The following is a 20,816-nucleotide window of genomic DNA, read 5'->3' on the forward strand; positions in this document are numbered from 1 at the left end:
CTCTCCCTCAGCGGGCCGGCGCCGAGGGCGCCTCGGGGACGGCGGTGTGGTCGACGCCGGAGCCGACCTCGGACAGCGGACGGGCGGCCTCGTCGGGATCCGGCGGCGGCCCGAACGCCCCGGCGGCGCGCAGGGAGGCGACGCGCCCGGCGTCGTATCCGAGCCCGGTGAGGACGTCGTCGGTGTCGCGGCCCATCGGCGGGCCGCCGCGGGCGGGGGCCACGTCCGCGCCGGGCGGCCCGACGCGGACCGGCGAGCGCAGCGAGCGCACGGTGCCGAAGCGGGGGTGCTCGGTCTCGACGATCAGCGCCCGGGCCAGGGTGTGCGGGTCAGCCAGCGCGCCCTCGACCTCGTGGATCGGCGCGCACGGGATGCGGGCCGCGTACAGCGGCTCCAGCCACTCGTCGACGGTCCGGGTCCGGAAGAGGTCCTCGAGCAGCGGGACGAGCACGTCGCGGTGCCGGTCGCGGTCGGCGAACGTGGCGAAGCGCGGGTCGGCCGCGAGGTCGGGCCGCCCCAGCACCTCGGTCAGCCGCTGCCAGAACTTCTCCTTGGCGCACCCGACGACGAGCCAGCCGTCGGCGGCCTCGAACGCCTGGAACGGCACGAGGGAGGGGTGGGCCGAGTGGTGGGTGCGCGCCGGCGTGTAGCCCTCGGTGAGGTGCCAGGTGGCCGGGTAGGTCAGCAGGCTGATCGCGGTGTCGTAGAGCGAGAGGTCGCAGTCGGTGCCCACGCCGTCGCGCCGGGCCTGGTGGATGCCCGCGAGCAGCGCGATCGCCGCGACGAACCCGCCGCTGTAGTCCACGAGCGACAGGCCCGCCTTCTGCGGGGCGCCGCCGGGCTCGCCGGTCACCGACATCCAGCCGCCGAGGGCCTGCAGCACGTAGTCGTAGCCGGGCTCGTCGGAGCGCGGCCCCGTCATGCCGAACCCGGTGAGCGAGCAGCAGACGATCCGCGGGTTGACCACCTTCAGGTCCTCGTAGCGGATGCCGAGCTTGGCCGGGACGTCGCCGCGCAGGTTGGAGTACACCGCGTCGGCGGAGCGGACGAGGTCGTGGAAGACCTCGCGGCCCGCGGGCGTCCGGATGTCGAGCACCATCGAGGACTTGTTCTTGTTGAAGGACTCGAAGAACAGCGAGTCCTCGCCGCCGGCGTAGGGCGGGACGTAGCGGCCCACGTCGCCGCCGGAGCCCGGGTCCTCGATCTTGATGACCTCGGCACCCAGGTCGGCGAGGTGCATCGAGCCGAACGGCCCCGCGCCGTACTGCTCGAGCGAGATGATGCGGACGTCCTCGAGCGGCCTCACGCGGACACCCCCTCGCTCTCCAGCGACAGCGGCGTCGCCGCCTGCGGGAAGAGCGAGGCCGCGCCCGCGGAGTCCCGACGGTGCACGTAGAAGGTGCGCTTGAAGGTGAGCACCTCGACGGCGTCCTGGTTCAGCGTCCGGGTGCGGATGGTGACGATGCCGGCGTGCGGGCGGCTCGTCGACCCGCGCACCTCGAGCACGATGCTCTCCGACCAGATGGTGTCCCCGACGAACACCGGCGCGGTCAGCCGCAGGTCGTCCATCCCGAGGTTCGCGAACGCGTTCTGGGTGGTGTCGGTGACCGACTGCCCCACCGCGATCGCGATCGTCAGCGGCGAGACCACCAGCCGCCGCCCGAACTCCGAGGACTCCCCGACCTGGGCGTTGAAGTGCGCCTGGTTGGTGTTCATCGTCAGGAGGGTGAACCAGGTGTTGTCGCTCTCGCTGATCGTGCGCCCGAGCGGGTGCTGGTAGACGTCGCCCACCTCGAAGTCCTCGAGGAACCGTCCGCGCCAGCCGTCCTGCACCGTCATCGTGCTCCCTCCGTCGTTCCTGACGCTAAACGTCTGATGTTTCCCCGGCAAGGGCGTCCGCCGAGATTTCCTCGACCCACGGTCGCTGGTGCACGCCCCGACGAGGAGCAGGACGGGGCCGCGCGGTGGCCGCCGGGTGGACATGGACCGCGACCGTGCCGAGCCCCGTGGAGATCGCGGCGACGAGCACCCCGCCGACGACGCCGGCCGACCGCCCCGCTCCGTTCGCGATCCCCGACCCCAACCCCCGCAGCCCCAGCGGGAAGACCTCGGCGACGTCGGTGGAGAGCACCACGGCGCGCGGGCGCGACCCGTCGTGGACGGGCACCCCGGAAGGCTGGTCCGATGTCGACAGGACCACGCGTGGGGCAAAACATCAGATGTTTCGGGAACGGACGGGGTGGTGTTGCCGTGGGCTGCGATGGCCGTGCTCCGCAGCGACGGGCACGCTGCGCAGCCCTGGACACCCCCCGCGACTGCCCCACGTACCCCTCATCGGGCGGGCTCCGAGCGGACCCCACGCCCGAAGGGCACACTCCGCAGCCCGGACCGCCCTGGAGCCTGCCCGACGCGCCCGGCGCGGCCCCGAGCCCGGCGACATCGGAGTCGGACGAGGCGGGGCACGAGCAGGACGGTGGACGCCGCGCGGAGACGCTCGGACATCGTCGCCATCGTCCGAACGTTTGATGTCTGAGGTTTTCTTGTCAAGAGTGGCCGGACGACCTCGGACGACGCGTAGGGTTAGCCGGGCCCGATGCCACGGGCACCGCGCCGGGCACCCCGACGACGACGCGACCCATCACCGCGGAGCGTGATCGACCGCCATGCCTGCCTCCCGCCCCCCCGCCGCCGGCGCCTCGTCCGACACGGGGAGCGGCGTCCCCGAGCGGCCCTCCCGGGCCGTGCCCGCCGCGCACCTGCGCGTCCAGCGCGTGCGCCCGGCCTACCGTCAGGTGGCCGACGAGCTGCGGGCCCAGATCGTGGGTGGCACCCTCGCGGCGGGCGAACGGCTCCCGAACGAGGCCGACCTCTCGCGGGCGTTCGGCGTCAGCCGCAGCACCGTGCGGGAGGCGCTGCGCGTGCTCGCCAGCCAGCACCTCGTCGAGACCCTGCGCGGGGTGCAGGGCGGCTCGTTCGTCGCCTCCCCCGATCCCTCGCAGGTCGTCGAGGACGTCGGCGGCGCGCTCGGCGTGCTCGTCATGACCCCGCAGCTGCGGCTGCACGACCTGCTCGAGGCGCGCCTGCTGCTCGAGCCCTCGGCGGCGCGGCTCGCGGCGCAGCGGGCGGACGCCGAGACCGTCGAGGCGATCCAGACCGCGGCCGGGGGACGGCGTGATCCGCGGGACCCGAGCGGGTTCGTCGGCCACCTCGACTTCCACACCACCGTGCTCATGGCCACCGGCAACCTGATGATCACGATGATGGGGCAGCCGGCGAACGACGTGCTGCGCACCCGGCTGCGCCGCGTCGGGGTCGAGGCCGAGGAGTGGGACCGGGTCGACGAGTGGCACCGCACGATCGCCGGCCACATCGCGGCCGGCGAGGCGGAGGCCGCCGAGGAGGCGATGCGCGACCACCTCATCGCGCTGCGCCCGCTCTACGAACGTGACGGGCTGTGGACCGAGGACCCGCTGGGGCGCTGAATCCTGGTCACCCTCCGTGCCTACCGCGGGGTAACGAGTGAACCTCGGGCTTCGCGGGACACGGACGGCCGTTCCGGCTCGAAGATCCCCGGCGCCGCGACGCAGAATGCGGGCACGACGTCGGGGGACGGACGGACGGGAGCCACTCGATGACGGTGGACGCCGGCCCGCGACCCGACGCGGGCTCGCCCCGCGCGCACGTGCTGCAGGTCGCGGACAACGACCACGCGCGCCGCGTCGGCGCGGCCGCGTGGGTCGACCGGGAGCTCGCCTTCGGCGCCAAGGTGTTCTACAAGGGCTGGCTCGGTGACGACGGCCGCGTCGAGAAGCACTGGATCGCCGGCCCGGAGGGCACCCGCCGCACGCGGGAGGCGCTGCGGTCGGGCCAGCTGGAGTTCCTCGACTTCCCCACGCTGATCGCCCGGTGCGAGGACGCGTCCGAGGGATTCACCGCGGGGCTGCACCGGATCCAGACCGAAGAACTGGACCGCGCCCTGGCCGAGGGCTGGCCGTCGGTGGCCATGACGCAGGAGAGCCCGCGCCGCGAGCTCGCCGACGACGCCGAGGTGGCCGAGTTCGCCCGCCAGGAGGGCGGCTACGACGCGCTGGTCGCCCGGGCCCCGCTGCGGGTGCTGTGCCAGCTGGACACCACGGTGGAGAACGAGGTCCACGTCTTCGAGTCGCTCGGGGTGCACCACCGCCACGTCGTCGACACCGGGTGGGACGTGGCCCTCGACGACGGCCGCTGGCGGTTGCGGGGCGACCTCGACGCGCACGTCGCGCGACGGTTCGGGGGTGCCCTCGCCGGCGCGCTGCGCGAGAAGTCCACGGGTGCGGACCTCCACGTCGATCTCGCCGACGTCGGCTTCGTGGACGTCGCCTGCGCCCAGCTGCTGGTCCACGCGGCGCGGGCCGAGCCGGAGTGCCGACGGATCGTCCTGCACGACCCGCCCCGGCTGCTGCGCCGCCTGCTCGACGTCCTGCAGCGTCCGGCGTCGCTCGTCGTCGTCGACGGGGACCGGTCGTGACCGCGGACGTCGCCGAGGACGGGGCCGGACTCCTGCACGCCGCCGTGCTCTGCGGCGACCCCGACGAGCTCGCCCACCGGCTCGACCCGCGGATCCGGGGCACGCTCGACACCGGGGGCGCCGTGCGGATCGTGCTCGGCCGCCGCGGGGTGCGCGCCGTCCGCGACGTCCTCGGCGACGCCGGTGACCGCGTCGACTTCCCCGTCCCCGCCGAGGTCGCGGCGACGCCCCCGGCGCACCGCCTCGCGGGACTCGACGGGGAGGACCGGAGCCTGCTCGTGGGCCGGGTGTGCGCGGACGACCCGGGTCCCGACGGCGAGGTCGGCGAGGAGGCCATCACCCTCCTGCTCGCCGATGCCCCGGCCACGGTGCTCTGCGTGTACGACCCCGACGACCCCGACGAGCACGCCCGCGCGCTGCGCACCCACCCGTGGCTCCTCACCGACGACGGCCTGCACCGCAACCCCGACTTCCGGCCCCCGAGCAGCACCTCGCCCGTGCCGGTGGGCCTGCTCGGCTCCTCGGTCGCGACGCTGCCGGTGCCCGACGGCGCCGCGCTGTCCACCCTGCGCGAGCGGGTGGCCGCGGTCGCGCGCGAGGCCGGGCTCGACCCCGAGCGGACCGAGGCGATCGTCCTCGCCGCGCACGAGGCGATGCTGCTCGCGTCCGGCGCCGACCTGCGCTCCGACCTGCTGCCCGGCGAGCACGTGCTCGACGTGCGGATCACCCCCGCCGCCCTCGTCACCGAGTGCCGGGGCACGCCGCCGTCCGGGACCTCGTCGGTGCCGCTCGTGCCGGGCGACGACCCGCGCTTCGCGCACCTGCGGCGGTTCTGCGACCACGCCACGGCGCACGCCGACCGCGACGGCCGGCTCGTGCGCGTGCTCACCGGCACCCCCTGACCGACCGTGCGGCTCCGGGTGGTCGGCGCCGGTGTCCTGCTCGGCCTCGCCGCCGCGGCCGTGGTGCTGGCGGTCGTGCCGCCGGAGGCCGAGGTGCGCCAGCTCCACCACCCGGTCGCCGGGCTCGACCCGGTCCGCCTCGCGGCGTCCCCGGGCCTGGACGCCGACGCCTCCGCGCTGCTCGGCGGGCGGCCGGACCCGGGCGGCGTCGCACGCTCGGTCGACGTCGAGCCCGGCACGGGGGTCCTCGAGGTCCGCGCCCGCGCGGAGACCGCCGCCGACGCCGGGGTGGTGGCCGAGGCGGTCGGCACGGTGCTGTCCCGGCGGGCGTCGACGCAGGCCGGAGGGGTGGCGGGCACGACCGGGCTCACCACCGGCCCGCTCGAGGACCTCGGCTCCCGGCCGCCCCCGGGCACCGTGCTCGCCGTCGGCGGCGCGGTGGGCCTGGCGGTGGGGCTCGCGGTGGGCGGTGTGGGCTCCCGCCGCGTCGCCTCGGCCGAGGTGCTGGGCCGCCGGGGTGGTCGGCCGGTCCTGGGCGTGGTCCCGGCGGGCCCGGCGCGCGACCCCGCCGTGCTCGCGCGCGCTCCCGACCACGCCCGCCGTCGTCACCCGGTACGTCGCCGGGCCGCGGCCGTGCGGGAGCTGGCCGGGGCGGTCCGGACTGCGGCCGGCGCGGCCCGCGTCGTCGTCGTGCTCGCCGTCGAACCGCAGGCGACGACGGTGGCCGTGGCGACCGACCTCGCCGTCGCGCTCGCGGGGGACGGTGAGCGGGTCCTGCTCGTGGAGAGCGGGCCCGGGTCGGCGGGGTCGCCGGTGCAGCGGGTCGCGGACCCCACGCCGGGGGTGCGCGAGGTCCTCGCCGGGTCGGCCGAGCTGGGGCGGACGGTGCAGCGGTGGTCGCGCGGCGGGCTAGACGTGCTGCCGGCGGGCACCGCGGCGCACCGCGGGGCCGCGCCGCTCGAGGGGTCCGACGTGGCCGCGGTCCTGGCCCGGGTGCGCGCCCACTACGACCGCGTGGTCGTCGACGCGCCCGGCGAACCGGGCGCCCGGGCCGCCGTCGAGCTCGCCCGGGCCGGCGACGTGACGGTGGTCGTCGTGCCCCGCGGCGCGCCGGCCGCGGCGGTGACGACGACGCTCGCCGCGCTCGACGACGCCGGGGTCGAGGTCAGCGGGACGGTCCTCGCGGGAGGCTGAGGCACCCATCGCCTCGGCCTCGGCCTTGTCGGCGCGGACGGCGAGCACGGCGTCCAACAGCGCTTCCGGCATGCCCGGCGTGTCACCGTGCCCGCCCAGGACGCCGCGAGCTCCGCGCTGGCCGCGGAGAGCGGGTTGGTGGCGGCGACCACGGGGCCGGCCCGCCGCGACGTAGGACGTGAGCTTGGAGGGCCCGCACATCTCGGCGACGCCGGGGCGCTCGTGCAGCAGCAGGACGTCGGTCGCGGCGAGCAGTTCGCTGGGAAGATCTTTTCTCCCCGCGTGGCTCTCCGTACGTCGGGCGCTACTCCGGGTATCGGTATCGAAGCTCGTGTCCTGTTCGAGATTGAGTCGTGACCGTTCTTCTCGCGTCTACCGAGAGAGGTGAGCCCGCTTCTCCGAAGCTACGAGCGGGGAGTACCTTCCCCGGAACCGCCGAGCGACAGCCACAACGCACGCCCGCCCGGCGGAGCGGATCGCCGGGCGAAGTCTCACGAGGACGCGTCACGACACCACATGATGTCGATGCGAAGTTCTGTGCAAGGACGTGACGGGTCGAGAGGCATTGATTGCTGGAATCCACCGGTGAATAACCGGTCTCGATCCTCACGGATTCGATCGACATCATCGTCTGATCGACACGTTGCAGCCACTACCTCGAAGGCCCGAAACTCGACTGAAGGAGATCCCTTCGTGCCCATCACCTTGGACCGCAACCTCATCCTCCTCGTCATCGGTCTCGGCTGTGCATACCTCGTGAGCCCGATGTTGGCCGGAGTGCTCGCCGCGATCATCGTGCTCGGCGCTATACCGATCCGACTTCGCTGAGCCGCGAGCTACCCGAATCCCTCGATGCGCTCGACCGTCGACCGGTGCCCTGACCATCGACCGGTGCTCCGACCGGTGCGTCGTGAGGCGCGACCCCGCCGGGCGACCGACTGGGCAGAGCGCCTTCCTTCGGATGCGGAAGTCTCGGCGAGAACGCTTCCAGGACGGTCGCCGGGTCGGACCCAGCAGTCGAGTGCGGGCGGACCCGCCGTAGGCGCGGCATGCCGCTTCCAGTACCTTCCGCCACAGCGCGGCCCAACCTTCCCAGCCGCGACGTGGTGGGTCCTGGGCCTCACGAGGGCACCGGTTGCCACCGAAGAGTGAGATGACGGGCAGACCGTCGCTCGGACGCGCGCAGATCACTCACCTCCGCGTCTGAGTGGTCCGACTGCGGTAGGAAATGACCGACACCGGGCACCGACCGCCCGGCACCGTCAGGAGCAGGCGAAACAGGGGGAAGCCGACGTGCGCATGTCGGGTGCAGGAAGCATGGGGCGTCGTGCCCTTCCGCCGACAATGCGGCGCTCGATGCCGGCGCTACGTCCCGTAGGACCTGAAGTCCTGCCCGGCGCGGGTGTCGTCACCGCACCCGGTGGCGGCGGAGCTGTCCGGCTTCCCAGTGGCAGTGGAGCCATCACCCTCCCAGGTGGAGGAGGAGCGGTCGACGCTCCCGGCGGCGGGGGCGCCGCCGTCTGAACGCGCCCACCGCGGCCGCCGTATCAGAGCTCTTTGAAGGGGCGCCACATCAGCGCCACCCCGTGCCCCGGCAGCATCCAGCTGCGCAGCGGCAGGTCGCTCGGACTGGCGCCACTCACCCAGGTCGACGGCGAGCCTGCACTCGAGATGGCGAACGGCTTCGCGTGGAAGAACACTTCCGGACTGTTGGGTAGGTGCAATTCGGTGGTGTCGAAGTGCATCGACTCGACGAAGCAGGGGTACGGGGCCTGCCAGTAGCAGAAGCCATCGCTGACGAGCTGCAGGGTGGTGGACCGGATCGTCAGCCTCAGGATCGTCTCGATCACCGCGCCGTCGCCTGCGAGCGCGGGCAGTTCGATCTCGAAGATTCGAAGACTGTCCATGTAATCGACCCGATTCAAGACCGCGCCGTCCTCCGGACCGTCCGCGCGGAAGAAGTCGAGGTAGCGACCCCAGTCGCGCAGCTTCACCTCTCGCAGGTGGCGCCCGGGGTGTCGGGCCTCGACGTCGTGGATGCGTCCCTGGTCGTCGGCGAACTGCATGCCCATGCGAACGGAGTCGCGCATCCCTTCGACCGAGTCCTCGAAGCGAGGCTCGTCCGGGTCTTCACGGACGAACCACAATTCGAACAGCGGTAGCCGGCAGCCCGAGATGATCGTGTCCCTCAACCGGGGCGCCGAGGTCGCGAAGATGACGAACGTCGAGGTCGGGATGCGATTGCGGAACGAGTACCGCTGCTCCATGACGAGCTGGTAGCTGCGGTCGTCCACGCTGTCCAGGCGGAAGTCGATCTCGGTGTGCTCACTGATGGTGAGGTCGCCGCCGTTCGACACCCGGCCTTCACCGCCGAGCAGCGCCGTGGCGACCTCACGGTTGGAGGCCGACTCACCATAGATGCGCTCGAGCAGCCGGTCCGCGATCCGACCCGGCGGCAGAACTTCGACCACGCCGCGTTCTACCACCTCGTTGACGAACGCGACGTGCCGGAGTAGTTCGCGCCGGACCGTTGCCCCGATCGCGGCCGTGGCGAAGGTGAGTGATCCGAACAGGACCAGGACCGATCCCACCACGGTTGCGGCGCGCCCGGCGGGCAGGAGCGCGAGGACGAGGACGCCGATGACGGCCGCCGCTCCCCCCGCCACCCCCCACCGTTTCAGGTGCCACGGCACCACATCCCGTTGTCCGTTCCCCCCAGCCACACCCCACATCTTGTGTGGCAGGAGTGGCGTGAGACAACAGTTCGAGGACGGACGACGAGTCAGTCCGACTCCTGCCCGTCCTCCCACGTCGGCTCGTTCTCCATGTCGAGGTAGGTGGAGAGCCCGGCGATCGGGCGGTGTCCGCTGCCGGATTCGGCGCGTTGGGAGCGGGCCACGCCGGTGTACAGACCGAGCAGGTGCGTCGTCATGGCCAGGCGGGCGCCCACGTCGTCCTGGCGACGGATCTGCACCGCGACCTGCATGTGGTCGAGAGCCGACCGGTCGTGCACGTGCGCGCTCGTGAAGCTGTTGCGGCGCCAGGCGGCGACCAGGGGCGTCACCATCTCGTACAGCGCCTTGAGGTAGTCGTTACCGGCGGCCTCCACGACGGCCCCGTGGAATGCCTCGTCGGCAGCCAGGAGCGCGGCCGAGTCCTCGGGGTCGGTGGCCTGGTCGATCTTGCTGAGCTTGAGGATGTCGTCCCGCTGCCCAGCAGAAGCGCGCGTGGCGGCCAGGCCGGCGGCGGCCTGCTCGAGGGCGATCCGGACCTCCATCACCTCGGTGACGTCGTAGTCCCGCGACGCCAGGCGCTCCTGCATGAGGTCCGCCGCGTCACGCGAGCCCGACGCGGAGACGAACCAGCCACGTCCGCGCTCGACCGCGACGACGCCCTGCGCCTGGAGCCGTTGGAGGCCGGACCGCACCGAGCTGCGAGCGACCCCGAAACGTCGGGCCACCTCGGGCTCGGTGGGCAGCCGCTCCCCCGGTGGGATCACTCCCGCCCGGACCAGCTCGAGGACCCGGTCCGCGACGAGGTCCGGGACCGGCCGGCGCGAATCGGGCAGGGTCCAGGGGTCCTCGTTGTCGGACGACGTGCCGTCCTGCTCATCCGCGACCATGACCCGACCTCGTGACGCTGGCGGTTCTCCCAGCCCGTCACCCGGACGTCGGACGGCGGACAGCACACCGTAGCACGGCAGGACAAGTGTTGTCCGACAGCAGAACGCTGTTGACAGACAACAGTCTGCCACGCACGCTCCTCCTTGTCCGACAACGACATCCCGGGGGACGACATGGCGGGAGTGACGGCAGGGCAGCTGGTCACGGTCCTGGTGATCGTGATCTTCCTGATCATCGTGTTCTGGCGCATCGCGATCCCGCTCCTGGCGGCGTTCGTGCTGGCCAAGGTCGTGGTGGCCGTGATGGGCACCATGGCGGCGATCCACGGGACCGCAGGGCCGACAGCGGCGGTGTTCCTCCCCCTGCTGCTGTAGGGGGTTGTCCGACAACTCAGCTGTGACCCGCCATCACCTCGACGAGCCCGGCCGAGCCGGCGGCGCCGAATGCGATCTCGAGGTTCGCCGCCGACTCCCCCGCCGCGGCCGCCGCGCGCGGGACCATCGCGGTCTCGTGCTCGGCGAGCGCCGCCGCGACGGCCGCCGGCTCCTCGATGCCGTGCGCCACCAGCGCGGCGGCGAGCTCGGCACCGTCCTGCATCGCGAGGTTGGCGCCCTCCCCCGCGAAGGGCGACATCAGGTGCGCGGCATCGCCGATCAGCGTGACGCCCGGCCTGCGCGGCCAGGCATGACCGACCGGCAGCACGTGCAGGGGCCGCGGGACGAGGGGGTCGTCGGCCTCGGCGACCAGCGCCCGCAGCTCCGGGGCCCACCCGGCGAACGCGTCGAGGAGGAATCCACGGAGATCCTCGGTCCCGAGGGCGGCCTGATCGGTGCGCAGCGCCGCGTACACCTCGATCGTCGCGCCGGGCTCGCGGTGGGCGAGCAACCCCTGCCCGCCGGCGAGCGCGAAGAGCATCCCGCCCCCGACCGCCGCGGCCGCCTCCGGGTGCGCCTGGTCGACGTCGTGCAGGCGCGTGGTCACGAACGAGATCCCGGTGTACGCCGGGACGGCGCCCGAGAGCAGTGGGCGCACCCGCGACCAGGCGCCGTCCGCACCGACGAGCACCGTCGAGATCACGACGCCGCCGTCCGCGAACGTCAGCTCGTGCCACCCGCCGCGGACCGGGCGCACCCCGACGAGCTTGCGGCCCCACCGCACCGTGCCCGGCGCCAGCGACTCGAGCAGCAGGCGTCGCAGGTCGTCGCGCTGGATCTCCGGCCGGCCGCCGTCGCCGTCGTCGTCCTCGGTCCGGAGCACCCGGCCGTCACGGTCGAGGACGCGGAGGGCCTCACCGCCGGGGAGGACGTGGGCGCGGAAGGCGTCCTCGAGCCCCGCGGCGCGCAGCGCGGCCTGGCCCGACTCCTCGTGCACGTCGAGCATCCCGCCCTGGGCGCGGGCGTCCGGTCCCGCGTCGAGGTCGTACACGACGACGCCGACGCCCTGCCGCTGGAGCACGCGCGCCAGGGTCAGACCGCCCAGGCCGGCGCCGATCACGGTGACCGTGCTCATCGGGTCTCCTTCGCGGGGCGGGAGGTGGTGCGGGCGCCGGCGACCAGGACGTCGACGAACCACCGGGTGCGATCGGGGCCGCTGCCCGAGAGCAGGTCGGCGCCGAGGGCGGCGATGTGGGGGTGGACGGCCGGATCGGCGTCGGAGAGCGCGGCCGCGAACTCGTCGTCCTCGGCGGCGGCCGTCGACGGAGCGGCGTCGCGGGTGCCGTGCTCCGCGGCGGTCGCCGTCGCGACGAGGAGCAGGACGTCGACCGCCCAGGCCGCCCGGTCCGGTGGGACGCCCGCGGCGTCGAGCAGCGCGAGCAGGCCGTCGACGAGCGCGAGGTAGTGCGGCCCGCTCGGGTGGGTCACCAGGGCGGTGCGGGCCAGGCCGGGGCGCGCGTAGAGCACCTCGGTGTAGGACGAGAGGACGGCCCGGAGCCGGTCGCGCGGGTCGCCGCCCGACGCGGTCACCGGCGCGAGGTCGACCTCGCCGAGGAAGACGTCGAGCACCGCTGCGTGCAGGGAGGCGGTGTCGCGGACGTAGACGTAGAGCGATGCGGGGCCGGTGTCGAGCTCCTGGGCGAGGCGGCGCATCGTCACCCGTTCCGTGCCGTGGGCGCGGACGAGCTCGACGGCGGCCGCGACGACGGCCTCGCGACTGAGCGCGGGCTTGGCCGGGCGGTCCCGACGGCTCACGGGGGCGGTCCTGGGCACACCCCGACGATACACGAACATGTTCGTCACGAACGTGTTCGCCGCCGTATTCGTCCACTAGTGGTTGACGTAGCGACCATCGTCAACCCACAGTGGACGCCATGACCGCGCCTCTCCCCATCCCGCCCCCCGTCCGGCTCGACGACCTCATCCGCGCCATCACCGCCGTCCACGACGACGCCCTCGACCAGCTCACCGACGCCGTGCTCGCCGGCGAGCACCTCGGCGAGGTCGCCGACCACCTCATCGGCCACTTCGTCGACCAGGCCCGGCGTTCCGGGGCCTCGTGGACCGAGATCGGCAAGAGCATGGGCGTCACGAAGCAGGCCGCGCAGAAGCGGTTCGTGCCGAAGGGCAGCACGCCCGACCTCGACCCGGAACAGGGCTTCAGCCGGTTCACCCCGCGGGCGCGCAAGGTCGTCGTGGCCTCACAGTCCGAGGCCCGCGCCGCGGGCAACACCGAGATCACCCCCGCCCACGTCGCGCTCGGGCTGCTCGCTGAGCCCGAGGGACTCGCGCTCCGCATGGTGACCGCCCAGGGCGTCTCGCCCGACACCTTCCGACGGCGGGTCGCCGCGACGCTGCCCGCGGCCGACGGGACGCCGCCGCCCGAGCTCATCCCCTTCGACGCGGCCGCCAAGAAGGTCTTCGAGCTGACCTTCCGCCAGGCGCTCCGGCTCGGGCACAACTACGTCGGCACCGAGCACATCCTGCTCGCGCTGCTCGACCACGAGGACGGCGACGGGGTGCTGACCGGTCTCGGGCTCGACCAGCAGGCCGCGGAGACCACCCTCGCCGCGCTCCTCGCGCAGGTCACCGCGCCGGCGTCGTCGGAGGACTGAGCCGAGCGAGGACGTCCCGGACGGCGGTGGCGACGACCGCGGGCGCCTCGTACACCGGGGTGTGACCACAGTCGGCCCAGTGCAGCGACGCGGCCGGCAGCAGCGCGGCGAGCTCCTCGGCCTCGGCGGTCGAGCGGGCGCGGTCGTGGACGCCGTGGACGACCACGGCCAGGCAGCGGACGCCGCGCAGCGCGGCCGTGAGGTCGAGGTCGCGCTGGCTCTCGAGCACCTCGACGGCCGCCCCCGGCACGGTCCACGGGTCCGGTGCGGTCATCCACGAGACGGCTCGGCGACGACCTCGGTGCGCAGCTCGGCGAGCGTCGGACCGAAGACGGCCGGGGAGCAGATCGTGCCCGGGAGCGCCACCAGCGGCAGGACCATGCGGCCATCCTGCCGTGACTCAGCCGGCCGCTCCGTCGGAGGGCGCGTGGCCGTTGCGGCGCCCCGGCTCGCCGTCGCGCGAGGGCCCTGCGGAGCGCATGCCCCGCAGGTCGAAGACCGGCCGCCCGGTGTCCCGGGATCGGGAGGCGTCCCCGCTCTGCGCGTCCTCGTCGCCCGGCGCCGCGTCCGGCACCGCGTCCGATGAAGGGTCCGATGTGGACCCCTCGGCGACGACGGCGGCCGCCCCCTCGCCGTCCGACCGGCCCTCCCCACCTTGCGGGCCCGCGGACGCGCTGGTGTGCGGGGTCGCGTCGATCCGCAGGCGCGGGAGCTGGACCGCGTCGGCCGGGGCGCCGCCGCGGCGCCGGAACCAGCGGCCGGGTGCCCCGTCGTCCGCGCCCTCCCCCGAGCCCGCCGAGTCGGCCGCCCACGCGGCCAGGGAGCGCGTGTCCGAGAGGGTGATCTCGTCGCCGGTCAGGGTGGTCGGGGCCCGCTCGGCGTGCGCGGGGTGGCCGAGCGCGAGGTGCAGGTCGTCGAGCGGGAGCGGGCGGGCCACGGTCACCGTCGTCGCGACCTTGGCGGACAGGTCGACGTTCGGGTAGCCCCCGGAGAACAGCTCGAGCTGCTCGGCGGCGGCCGCCGCGACGCGGTGCAGGTGGGACGTCGAGGCCCCGGGCACGATCAGGGCGAACTCGCGCTCGGAGAGCCGGACGGCCGCGTCGACCGGACCGAGGGGCTCCGTGAGCGCGGACGCGGCCTGGCGGGCGGCGTGGTAGGCGGCCCGGCGGCCGTGGGCGCCCTCGGCATGGCCGAGCCCGGCGACGTCGAACACCGCGATCCCGATCGGGAGTGCCGAGACCCGGCCGTCGGTGCCCGCCCACCGGCCGAGGAAGTCGGGCGTCGGGAGGCCGGACTGCGGCTCGAGGTGGGCCTGCGCGCGCGCCTCCGCCGCCGCCTGGGCGTCCGCGAGCTGGGCGCGCAGCAACCGGCTGCCGGCACGCGCGTGGTGCATCCGGGCGGTCACCCGCTGCAGGGACGCGGTCGCCCACTGCTCGCCCGTGGTCCCGCGCGACGCCGCCACGGCCCCGCCCTGGGGCATGATCCGCGCCAGCAGCTCGTCGATCGTGCGCCGCGTGTCGGGCCGCAGGCGCTCGCCGAGCGCGATCCGCATCCGCGCCAGCTCGTTGGCGGCCTGCACCCGCGAGTAGCCCCAGCGGCCCAGGAACCAGCGGCCGGCCTCGAGCGTGTACTCGGTGGGGTCGATCTCGCCGGTGTCGGTGGCCACGAGGAAGGCGCCGGCCTCGGGCCCGACCGCGATGACGCTCCACTCCTCGGCGAGCGGCTCGGACGGGTCGAGCAGGACGACCTCGACCGTCTCGCCGACGTCGTGCTGCTCGCCGTCGCTGAACCCCACGACGACGTGGATGCCGGACCGGGCGAGCTCCTCGTAGACCGCCCGCTCCCGGGTGAAGTACGCCATCCGCTGGAACAGCGCGACCACGACGGTCGGCTCGTCGCGCGGGCCCTGCGCGACCGCCGACTCGATCGCGTGGGAGATCGCCACCAGCGAGCGCTTCGAGGCCGGCGCGGGCACGTCGGGCGCGCGAACGGCCTCGTCACGACCCTGGCGCGCTGCGATCCTCGTCGTCCCTGCCATCGGGCACCCCCGGCCGCTGCCGACACTGAGTCACGACGTCGAGCGAGTTGGTTCACTCGGACAGTCGCCAGGGCATCCCCCGGACAGGGGTGTCGTCGACCGGCGGGCAGGTAGAGGTGCGCCCGATGGTTGTAACAATGCGGTGAACGGGCGATCGGCCGCGTCCGATCAGTGGGCGAGGGCCCCGTCCGGCACCGTCCCGACGAGGCCGGTCGCGAACCGGGCGAGGTCCCGGCGCGACGCGGCCGCGGTCCGGCCCACGAGCCGGCGGCCGGCCTCGGACGCCTCCAGCCAGGAGGCGGGCTCCTCGGCGAAGCGCCGCAGCGCCGCGACCGCGGGCCCGACGAAGTCCTCCCCGCCGGCGATCACCACCCCCGCGGCCCCGACCGCCACGTCGGTCAGGCACCCGGCCTCGTGGGCGATCACCGGCGCCCCGCGGCCCATCGCCTCCCAGGCCGCGAGCCCGAAGGACTCGTGGACGTGCCGGGACGGGAAGAGCAGCACGTCGACCTCGTCGAGGAACGCGTCGCGGGCCGGGCCCGACAGGGCACCGACGCACTCCACCTCGGGCCGGTCGGCGAGCAGCCGGGCGGCCTCGGGATCGATGACGGGCCCCGCGACCCGCAGTCGGACGGTCATCCCCGCGCGGGCGGCCGCGTCCACCGTCTCCAGCGCCGTCCCGATCCCCTTGTCGACGGTGACGTTGCCGAGGAAGCCGACGACCAGGGGCGCGTGCGGGCGCGTGCGCGGCGACCCGACGGTCAGCCCGCCCGCGATGCCGACCACGCGCGCCCGGATCCCGGGATGACGGGCCCGGAGGTCGTCGCGCATGCGCGGGCAGCTCACCAGGTGCTCACAGCCGGGCCCGGCGACGCGGACGAGCAGGCCCAGCAGCCGCGAGGGGCGGGTCAGGTACGCGTAGGAGTGGTGCTGGAGGTGGCGTCGGTAGCCCAGCAGCCGCGCCGTCCCGAGCAGGGCGACCCCGTAGACCATCCCGGCCCCGGCGTCGCAGGTGAACACCGCCGTGGCGGTCCGTCGTCGCTCGGCCACCAGCACGGCGAGCGCGCGGAGCACCCGCAGGACCCGCACCAGGTGGTAGTGCGGCGACCGGACCAGCGAGGGCGCGGCGACGCTGACCCGCCTCACCGTGGTGACCTCCTCGATCGCCGCGGTGAGGCGGCCCACGGCGACGGCCATGCCGTGCACGGGCGGGGCGAAGTGGGCGACGACGAGCACCCGCGATGCCCGACCCTGCGGCCCGAGGAGCACCGTCACGACGTCGACCCGTCTTCGGTCTCGTCCGGGCCCTGCTCGGCCGCCCGGGCCCCGTAGGCCTGGTCGAACCACCCGGGCTGCGCGCGCCCGACCGGCGGCGACGCCGTCGGCGCGTCACGCTCGACCGTCGGCCACGGACGTGGCCGGGAGGGCTCGGCGTCGTCGGGGCGCACCTCGTCCGGGCGCACCTCGTCGGGGTGCACCTCGTCGGCCCGCACCTCGGTAGCCGTCGCCCCCGCCGCCTCCGCCGGCTCGGGGGCGACCGCGGTGGGCGCGGACGCCGGCCGCGCGTGCCCGTTCGTGTGGGGGTTCGCGTGACCGTTCGTGGCGGGCTGCTCGTGGCGGACCTGCTCGGCCGGCCGCGCCGCGGCGATCGGGACGCTCGCCGGGGCCCCGGTGACGACCCAACCGCGCGGGAGCGCCGAGACCGTCACCGGGCGCGGGACCGGCGACGCCGGGTCGGGCTGGGCCGCCGGCGGATCGGGCCGGGCCGCCGGCGGATCGGGCCGGGCCGCGGGCGGACCGGACGCCCGCCCGGACGACGACGACCCCTCCGGCGCCGAGGAAGCCCCGGGGCCCGGCGAGGGCGCAGCCGAGGGCGAGGGGCGGGGAGGCGAACGACGCGGGATCGGCTGCGGGGCCACCGGCCGCGGCGGCGCGCTCGGGCGTGCGGTGTAGGCGTCGCAGTCGGTCCCCCGGGCCGGCTCGGGCGCCATCGTGAGCACGACCCCCAGGACACGCGCCCCGACCGCGGCGAGCGCCTCCCGGGCCTCGTCGAGACGGGCCCGCACGGTCCGGCCGTGGCGGCACAGCAGCAGCGCCCCGTCGGCGAGGCTCGCGAGGACCGCCCCGTCGGCGACGGGCGCCAGCGGCGGTCCGTCGAGGATCACCACGTCGTAGTGGGACCGCAGCTGGGCGACGAGGTCGCGCATCTGCCGGGAGGACAGCAGCTCGCTCGGGTTCGGCGGGACGGTGCCGCACACGAGGACGTCCGCCCCGGACGGGTGCCAGCGCTGCACGGCGGCGGCGAGGCCCGTCCGGCGGGTCAGGACGTCGGTCAGCCCGACGCCGTCGACGAGGCCGAGACGGGCGGCGACGGTGGGCCGGCGCAGGTCGGCCTCGACGACCACGACGCGGGCGTTCTGCGCGAACGCCGCGGCCAGGGCGCAGCTCAGCGTCGTCTTGCCCTCGGCGGGCATCGAGCTGGTCACCGCGAGGACCGACGGCGGGTCGTCGACGTCGGCGAAGAGCAGGTTCGTGCGGACGCGGCGCACCGCCTCGCCGTACCGGCCCTCGAGCGGCGGAGCCCCCTCGGTCAGCCCGGGGACGAGCGGGAGCGAGCCGAACGAGGTGATGCCGGTCCGCTCGGTCAGCTCCGCGGAGGAGCGGACCGTGGTGTCGAGCGCGCCGCGCAGCACGGCGGCCGCCAGCCCCACCACGAGTCCCACGACGAACCCGATCACCAGGTTCGCCGTGATCCGGGGGCTGACCGGGGTGGTGTCGACCTTCGCCGGGTCGACGACGCTGGCCGTGACCGCGGGGGCAGCGTTCGGGCCCTTCGGGCGCTCGATCTGGGCGACGACGTTCGCGAAGCTGCTGCCGATCCCGCCCGTGATCGCGGCGGCCTTCTGCGGGTCCGGGTACGTGACCGTCACCGTGATGATCGTCGACGCGGTCGTCGAGGACACCGACACGTCGTCGGCCAGCTCGGTGGTGGTCTCCGGGAGCCCGAGGTCCGCGACCACGGGCGCGAGGACCCGGTCGGAGACCATCAGCTCGGAGTACGACTTGATGCGCTGCTGCGAGAGCAGGCCGCCCTGGTAGGCCGAAGCGGCGTTCTGGGTGTCGGCGGCCGCGACGTAGAGGCTCGTCGACGACCCGTAGCTGCGCGGCATGAACGCGGTGACGGCCGCCGCGAGCGCGAGCCCGGCGAGCACCGCGGCCACCAGGAGGATCCAGCGGTCCCGCAGGACGCGCAGCAGGGACGGGAGGGTCATGCGCGGGGTCCTTCCGCGGCAGCCGCCGCGAGCACGGCGGGAGCGTCGGGCGCCGGGGCGGCGCGGGCTGGGAGCGGCTCGGGGTCGTCGGCGGGCACGGCCGCGCGCAGCGCCGCGAGGAGGGCGAGGGGCACGTAGAGGAACAGGTCGGTCAGGTGGTTCTCGATCGAGCACACGACCAGCCAGGTGGCCACCGCGAGCGCGAGCGCGGCCACGAGTCCGGGCGGCACGGCCGGGTCGGGGTGGCGCAGGAGCGTGCGCACGTCGACCCCGAGCAGGACGAGCGCCGCGAGGAAGCCGAGCAGCAGCAGCGCGCCGCCGCTGGCGAGCAGCTGCAGGTAGATGTCGTGGCCCTGCAGCGCGACCTCGAGGCCGATCCCGTGCAGCGGGGAGACGAGGAAGTCCTGCCACGCCTGCGCCCCGATGCCGGCCCGCACGGCGTCGCTGGCGTCCGCGCTCGCTGCGTCGGCGAACCGCAGCCGCTCGCCGACGTCGCCGAGCAGGGCGGGGACCGCCGCGAGCGCCAGCACGACCGCGAGCGCTGCCGCCCCGAGCAGCGCGAGCGCGAGCCGGCGGGTGCGCGCGGAGCACAGGAGCACGGCCAGGGCGGCGAGGACCGCGCCGACGAGCGCGCCCCGGGACGCCGAGACCACCAGCCCGCCCGCGTCGGCGCCGAGGCACACGGCCGCGGCGACCCGGGGCGCGACCGGCCCGGTCCGCACCAGCCGCCACACGGCCCAGGGCACGGTGATCGCGGCCGCGACCGCGACGTGGTTCGGCTGCACCGAGAGGCCGGCCTGCCGACCCCCGACGTCGACGTAGGGCAGGATCGCGGCGGAGAGGTGGCTCAGCCCGAGCTCGTCGGTCACCGCGACGCCGGCGCTGATCGACGCCCCGAGGGTCCAGGCGTCCGCGAGACGCGCGACGAGCCAAAGGCGCCCGTGGCAGGCGGCGGCCACCACGACCGGAAGCACCACCGCGGCCACCAGCCACTGCAGGCCCTGCACGGCGCTGATCCCGCCGACCTCCGAGATCGGGGGCGAGGCGAAGGCCCCGTCCCCGACGTAGCGCGACGCGAAGTAGGCCCCGTCCGGCGGCAGGAACCAGGTGAGGACCGCGACGAGCGCGATGCTCCCCCCGAGGACCACCACCCACGGCCGCATCCGCAGCGGCGTGCGCCCGGCCAGCACCGGCACCGCCAGGAGCGCGGTGGCGCCGAGGAGGAGGGCCGGCGCGAGCTTGATCCCGGCGACCGACACCGCGTTCCACGGTGCGGTCCCCACCGCCGCGAGCAGGAGCAGCACCCCGAGCTCCTCGGGACCACGCAGCACGCCGAGCACGACGAGCGCACCGAGCGCGACGACGCCGACGGCGACCGTCCCCACGCCCACGCCGCCGAGGGCGGCGAGCAGGACGGCGGCGGGGCAGATCACGGCGGTCACCGCGACCACGGCCGCCGGACCGCGGATCACCCCTCGTCACCCCGCTTGCGCAGGAACACGAGGTGCATCGAGCGCACGGGCGGCGGGGTCAGCGCGGCGAGCCCGGACAGCAGCGACCACGCGACGCGGGAGCCGCCCGCGTAGGCGGGCTCGCTCTCGTGGGTGTAGCCGTGGTGGTCGAAGCGCGACGTCGGGAACGCCCGCCGCAGCGCCGCGGGGGTGTTCATCCGGTAGCGCGTCGGGAACGTGTCCCGCTCCTGCTTCGTCGGCTGGACCCGGGCGAGGACGGCGTCGTGCAGGCGGTTCGGCACCAGGCGGGCGGGCACCGCGATGGCCCCCCACCGGTTCGGGGTCCGCGCGCAGATCCAGCCGCCCGGGCGCAGCACGCGGTCGAGCTCGGCCCCGGCCCACGCCGGGTCGTCCACGTGCTCGAAGGTGAAGTCCGAGACGACGAGGTCCACCGACGCGTCCGCGACGGGCAGCGCCTCGCCCGAGGTGATCACGTGGGCCTCGTCGACGGCGGGGTTCTCGAGGACCACCGGGTCGACGTCGAGGCCGATGACCCGCGCGGCCTTGCCCCGCAGGTCCTGGAGGTCCCGCCGGAAGGGCAGCTCCTCCTCCCGGAACCGGCCGCGGCCCGCGCCGAGGTCGACGACGACGTCGTCGGGCGCGAGCAGGGCGTTGACCCGCAGGTAGAACTCGACGGTGCCGTCGAGGCGGGAGTAGCCGCCGGCGGCGATCTCCGGCCAGAGCCGGCGACGGTGACGTTGCAGGGCCTGGGACACG

General features: G+C 74.9%; 20 protein-coding genes. 7 read left to right on the forward strand and 13 right to left on the reverse strand.

Going from position 1 to position 20,816, the window contains the following annotated elements:
• Positions 1-7: 7 nt before the first annotated feature.
• The 3 genes from HH311_RS24590 to HH311_RS24600 are packed head-to-tail and all read right to left on the reverse strand — an operon-like array spanning position 8 to position 2,167.
• Positions 8-1,306: a CaiB/BaiF CoA-transferase family protein gene (locus HH311_RS24590; protein WP_169186333.1), complete on the reverse strand. Its 1,299-nt coding sequence runs from the start codon at positions 1,304-1,306 to the stop codon at positions 8-10.
• Entirely contained in the window at positions 1,303-1,839 is a 537-nt protein-coding gene (locus HH311_RS24595; protein WP_169186334.1) for a MaoC family dehydratase, read from the reverse strand. The genes HH311_RS24590 and HH311_RS24595 overlap by 4 nt, the downstream gene beginning before the upstream one ends.
• A gap of 25 nt (positions 1,840-1,864) precedes the next feature.
• Positions 1,865-2,167, reverse strand: coding sequence for a hypothetical protein (locus tag HH311_RS24600; protein WP_169186335.1), 303 nt, complete (start codon positions 2,165-2,167; stop codon positions 1,865-1,867).
• 496 nt (positions 2,168-2,663) lie between these two features.
• Here HH311_RS24600 and HH311_RS24605 point away from each other — a divergent pair, with 496 nt between their 5' ends.
• The 5 genes from HH311_RS24605 to HH311_RS32835 all read left to right on the forward strand — a co-directional run bounded on the left by HH311_RS24605 (position 2,664) and on the right by HH311_RS32835 (position 7,434).
• Complete coding sequence (locus HH311_RS24605; protein ID WP_169186336.1) at positions 2,664-3,482, forward strand: FadR/GntR family transcriptional regulator; 819 nt, start codon at positions 2,664-2,666, stop codon at positions 3,480-3,482.
• Positions 3,483-3,631: 149 nt separating this feature from the next.
• Positions 3,632-4,510, forward strand: coding sequence for an STAS domain-containing protein (locus HH311_RS24610; protein ID WP_169186337.1), 879 nt, complete (start codon positions 3,632-3,634; stop codon positions 4,508-4,510).
• A complete protein-coding gene (locus HH311_RS24615) occupies positions 4,507-5,412 on the forward strand; it encodes a hypothetical protein (RefSeq protein ID WP_169186338.1) in 906 nt (301 codons plus the stop codon). Before HH311_RS24610 ends, HH311_RS24615 begins: the two co-directional genes overlap by 4 nt.
• Positions 5,413-5,418: 6 nt before the next feature.
• Positions 5,419-6,606 (forward strand): hypothetical protein, encoded by a 1,188-nt coding sequence (locus tag HH311_RS24620; RefSeq protein WP_169186339.1) that lies wholly within the window; start codon positions 5,419-5,421, stop codon positions 6,604-6,606.
• Positions 6,607-7,299: 693 nt separating this feature from the next.
• On the forward strand, positions 7,300-7,434 hold the full coding sequence (locus HH311_RS32835) for a hypothetical protein (protein ID WP_282439712.1): 135 nt from the start codon (positions 7,300-7,302) through the stop codon (positions 7,432-7,434).
• Positions 7,435-8,153: 719 nt separating this feature from the next.
• Here HH311_RS32835 and HH311_RS24625 read toward each other — a convergent pair.
• Both HH311_RS24625 and HH311_RS24630 read right to left on the reverse strand, forming a co-directional pair.
• Positions 8,154-9,272 (reverse strand): hypothetical protein, encoded by a 1,119-nt coding sequence (locus HH311_RS24625; protein WP_169186340.1) that lies wholly within the window; start codon positions 9,270-9,272, stop codon positions 8,154-8,156.
• Positions 9,273-9,388: 116 nt separating this feature from the next.
• Positions 9,389-10,228 carry a FadR/GntR family transcriptional regulator gene (locus HH311_RS24630; protein WP_169186341.1) on the reverse strand — a complete coding sequence of 280 codons (840 nt, stop codon included), beginning with the start codon at positions 10,226-10,228 and terminating at the stop codon, positions 9,389-9,391.
• Between the two features lie 174 nt (positions 10,229-10,402).
• Here HH311_RS24630 and HH311_RS24635 point away from each other — a divergent pair, with 174 nt between their 5' ends.
• Positions 10,403-10,603, forward strand: coding sequence for a hypothetical protein (locus HH311_RS24635; RefSeq protein WP_169186342.1), 201 nt, complete (start codon positions 10,403-10,405; stop codon positions 10,601-10,603).
• Between the two features lie 16 nt (positions 10,604-10,619).
• Here HH311_RS24635 and HH311_RS24640 read toward each other — a convergent pair whose 3' ends face one another.
• Entirely contained in the window at positions 10,620-11,738 is a 1,119-nt protein-coding gene (locus tag HH311_RS24640; protein WP_169186343.1) for an NAD(P)/FAD-dependent oxidoreductase, read from the reverse strand.
• Positions 11,735-12,457: a TetR/AcrR family transcriptional regulator C-terminal domain-containing protein gene (locus HH311_RS24645; RefSeq protein ID WP_169186344.1), complete on the reverse strand. Its 723-nt coding sequence runs from the start codon at positions 12,455-12,457 to the stop codon at positions 11,735-11,737. Before HH311_RS24645 ends, HH311_RS24640 begins: the two co-directional genes overlap by 4 nt.
• A gap of 80 nt (positions 12,458-12,537) precedes the next feature.
• On the opposite strand from HH311_RS24645, the gene HH311_RS24650 reads away from it, so the two are divergent.
• Positions 12,538-13,278 (forward strand): Clp protease N-terminal domain-containing protein, encoded by a 741-nt coding sequence (locus tag HH311_RS24650; RefSeq protein ID WP_169186345.1) that lies wholly within the window; start codon positions 12,538-12,540, stop codon positions 13,276-13,278.
• On the opposite strand, the gene HH311_RS24655 is transcribed toward HH311_RS24650, so the two are convergent.
• The 6 genes from HH311_RS24655 to HH311_RS24680 form a co-directional block, all read right to left on the reverse strand.
• A complete protein-coding gene (locus HH311_RS24655; RefSeq protein WP_169186346.1) occupies positions 13,250-13,552 on the reverse strand; it encodes an alpha/beta fold hydrolase in 303 nt (100 codons plus the stop codon). The two genes, HH311_RS24650 and HH311_RS24655, sit on opposite strands and share 29 nt — an antisense overlap.
• Before the next feature lie 126 nt (positions 13,553-13,678).
• On the reverse strand, positions 13,679-15,316 hold the full coding sequence (locus HH311_RS24660) for a DICT sensory domain-containing protein (protein ID WP_169186347.1): 1,638 nt from the start codon (positions 15,314-15,316) through the stop codon (positions 13,679-13,681).
• 168 nt (positions 15,317-15,484) lie between these two features.
• Positions 15,485-16,591 carry a glycosyltransferase family 4 protein gene (locus HH311_RS33560; RefSeq protein ID WP_169186348.1) on the reverse strand — a complete coding sequence of 369 codons (1,107 nt, stop codon included), beginning with the start codon at positions 16,589-16,591 and terminating at the stop codon, positions 15,485-15,487.
• Positions 16,588-18,588, reverse strand: coding sequence for a polysaccharide biosynthesis tyrosine autokinase (locus HH311_RS32840; RefSeq protein WP_169186349.1), 2,001 nt, complete (start codon positions 18,586-18,588; stop codon positions 16,588-16,590). The genes HH311_RS33560 and HH311_RS32840 overlap by 4 nt, the downstream gene beginning before the upstream one ends.
• Positions 18,585-20,060, reverse strand: coding sequence for a hypothetical protein (locus HH311_RS24675; RefSeq protein WP_169186350.1), 1,476 nt, complete (start codon positions 20,058-20,060; stop codon positions 18,585-18,587). The genes HH311_RS32840 and HH311_RS24675 overlap by 4 nt, the downstream gene beginning before the upstream one ends.
• Positions 20,057-20,815 carry a class I SAM-dependent methyltransferase gene (locus tag HH311_RS24680; RefSeq protein WP_169186351.1) on the reverse strand — a complete coding sequence of 253 codons (759 nt, stop codon included), beginning with the start codon at positions 20,813-20,815 and terminating at the stop codon, positions 20,057-20,059. The genes HH311_RS24675 and HH311_RS24680 overlap by 4 nt, the downstream gene beginning before the upstream one ends.
• Position 20,816: the final 1 nt, after the last annotated feature.

Source organism: Actinomycetospora sp. TBRC 11914 (genome assembly GCF_012933465.1).
GTDB lineage: Bacteria > Actinomycetota > Actinomycetes > Mycobacteriales > Pseudonocardiaceae > Actinomycetospora.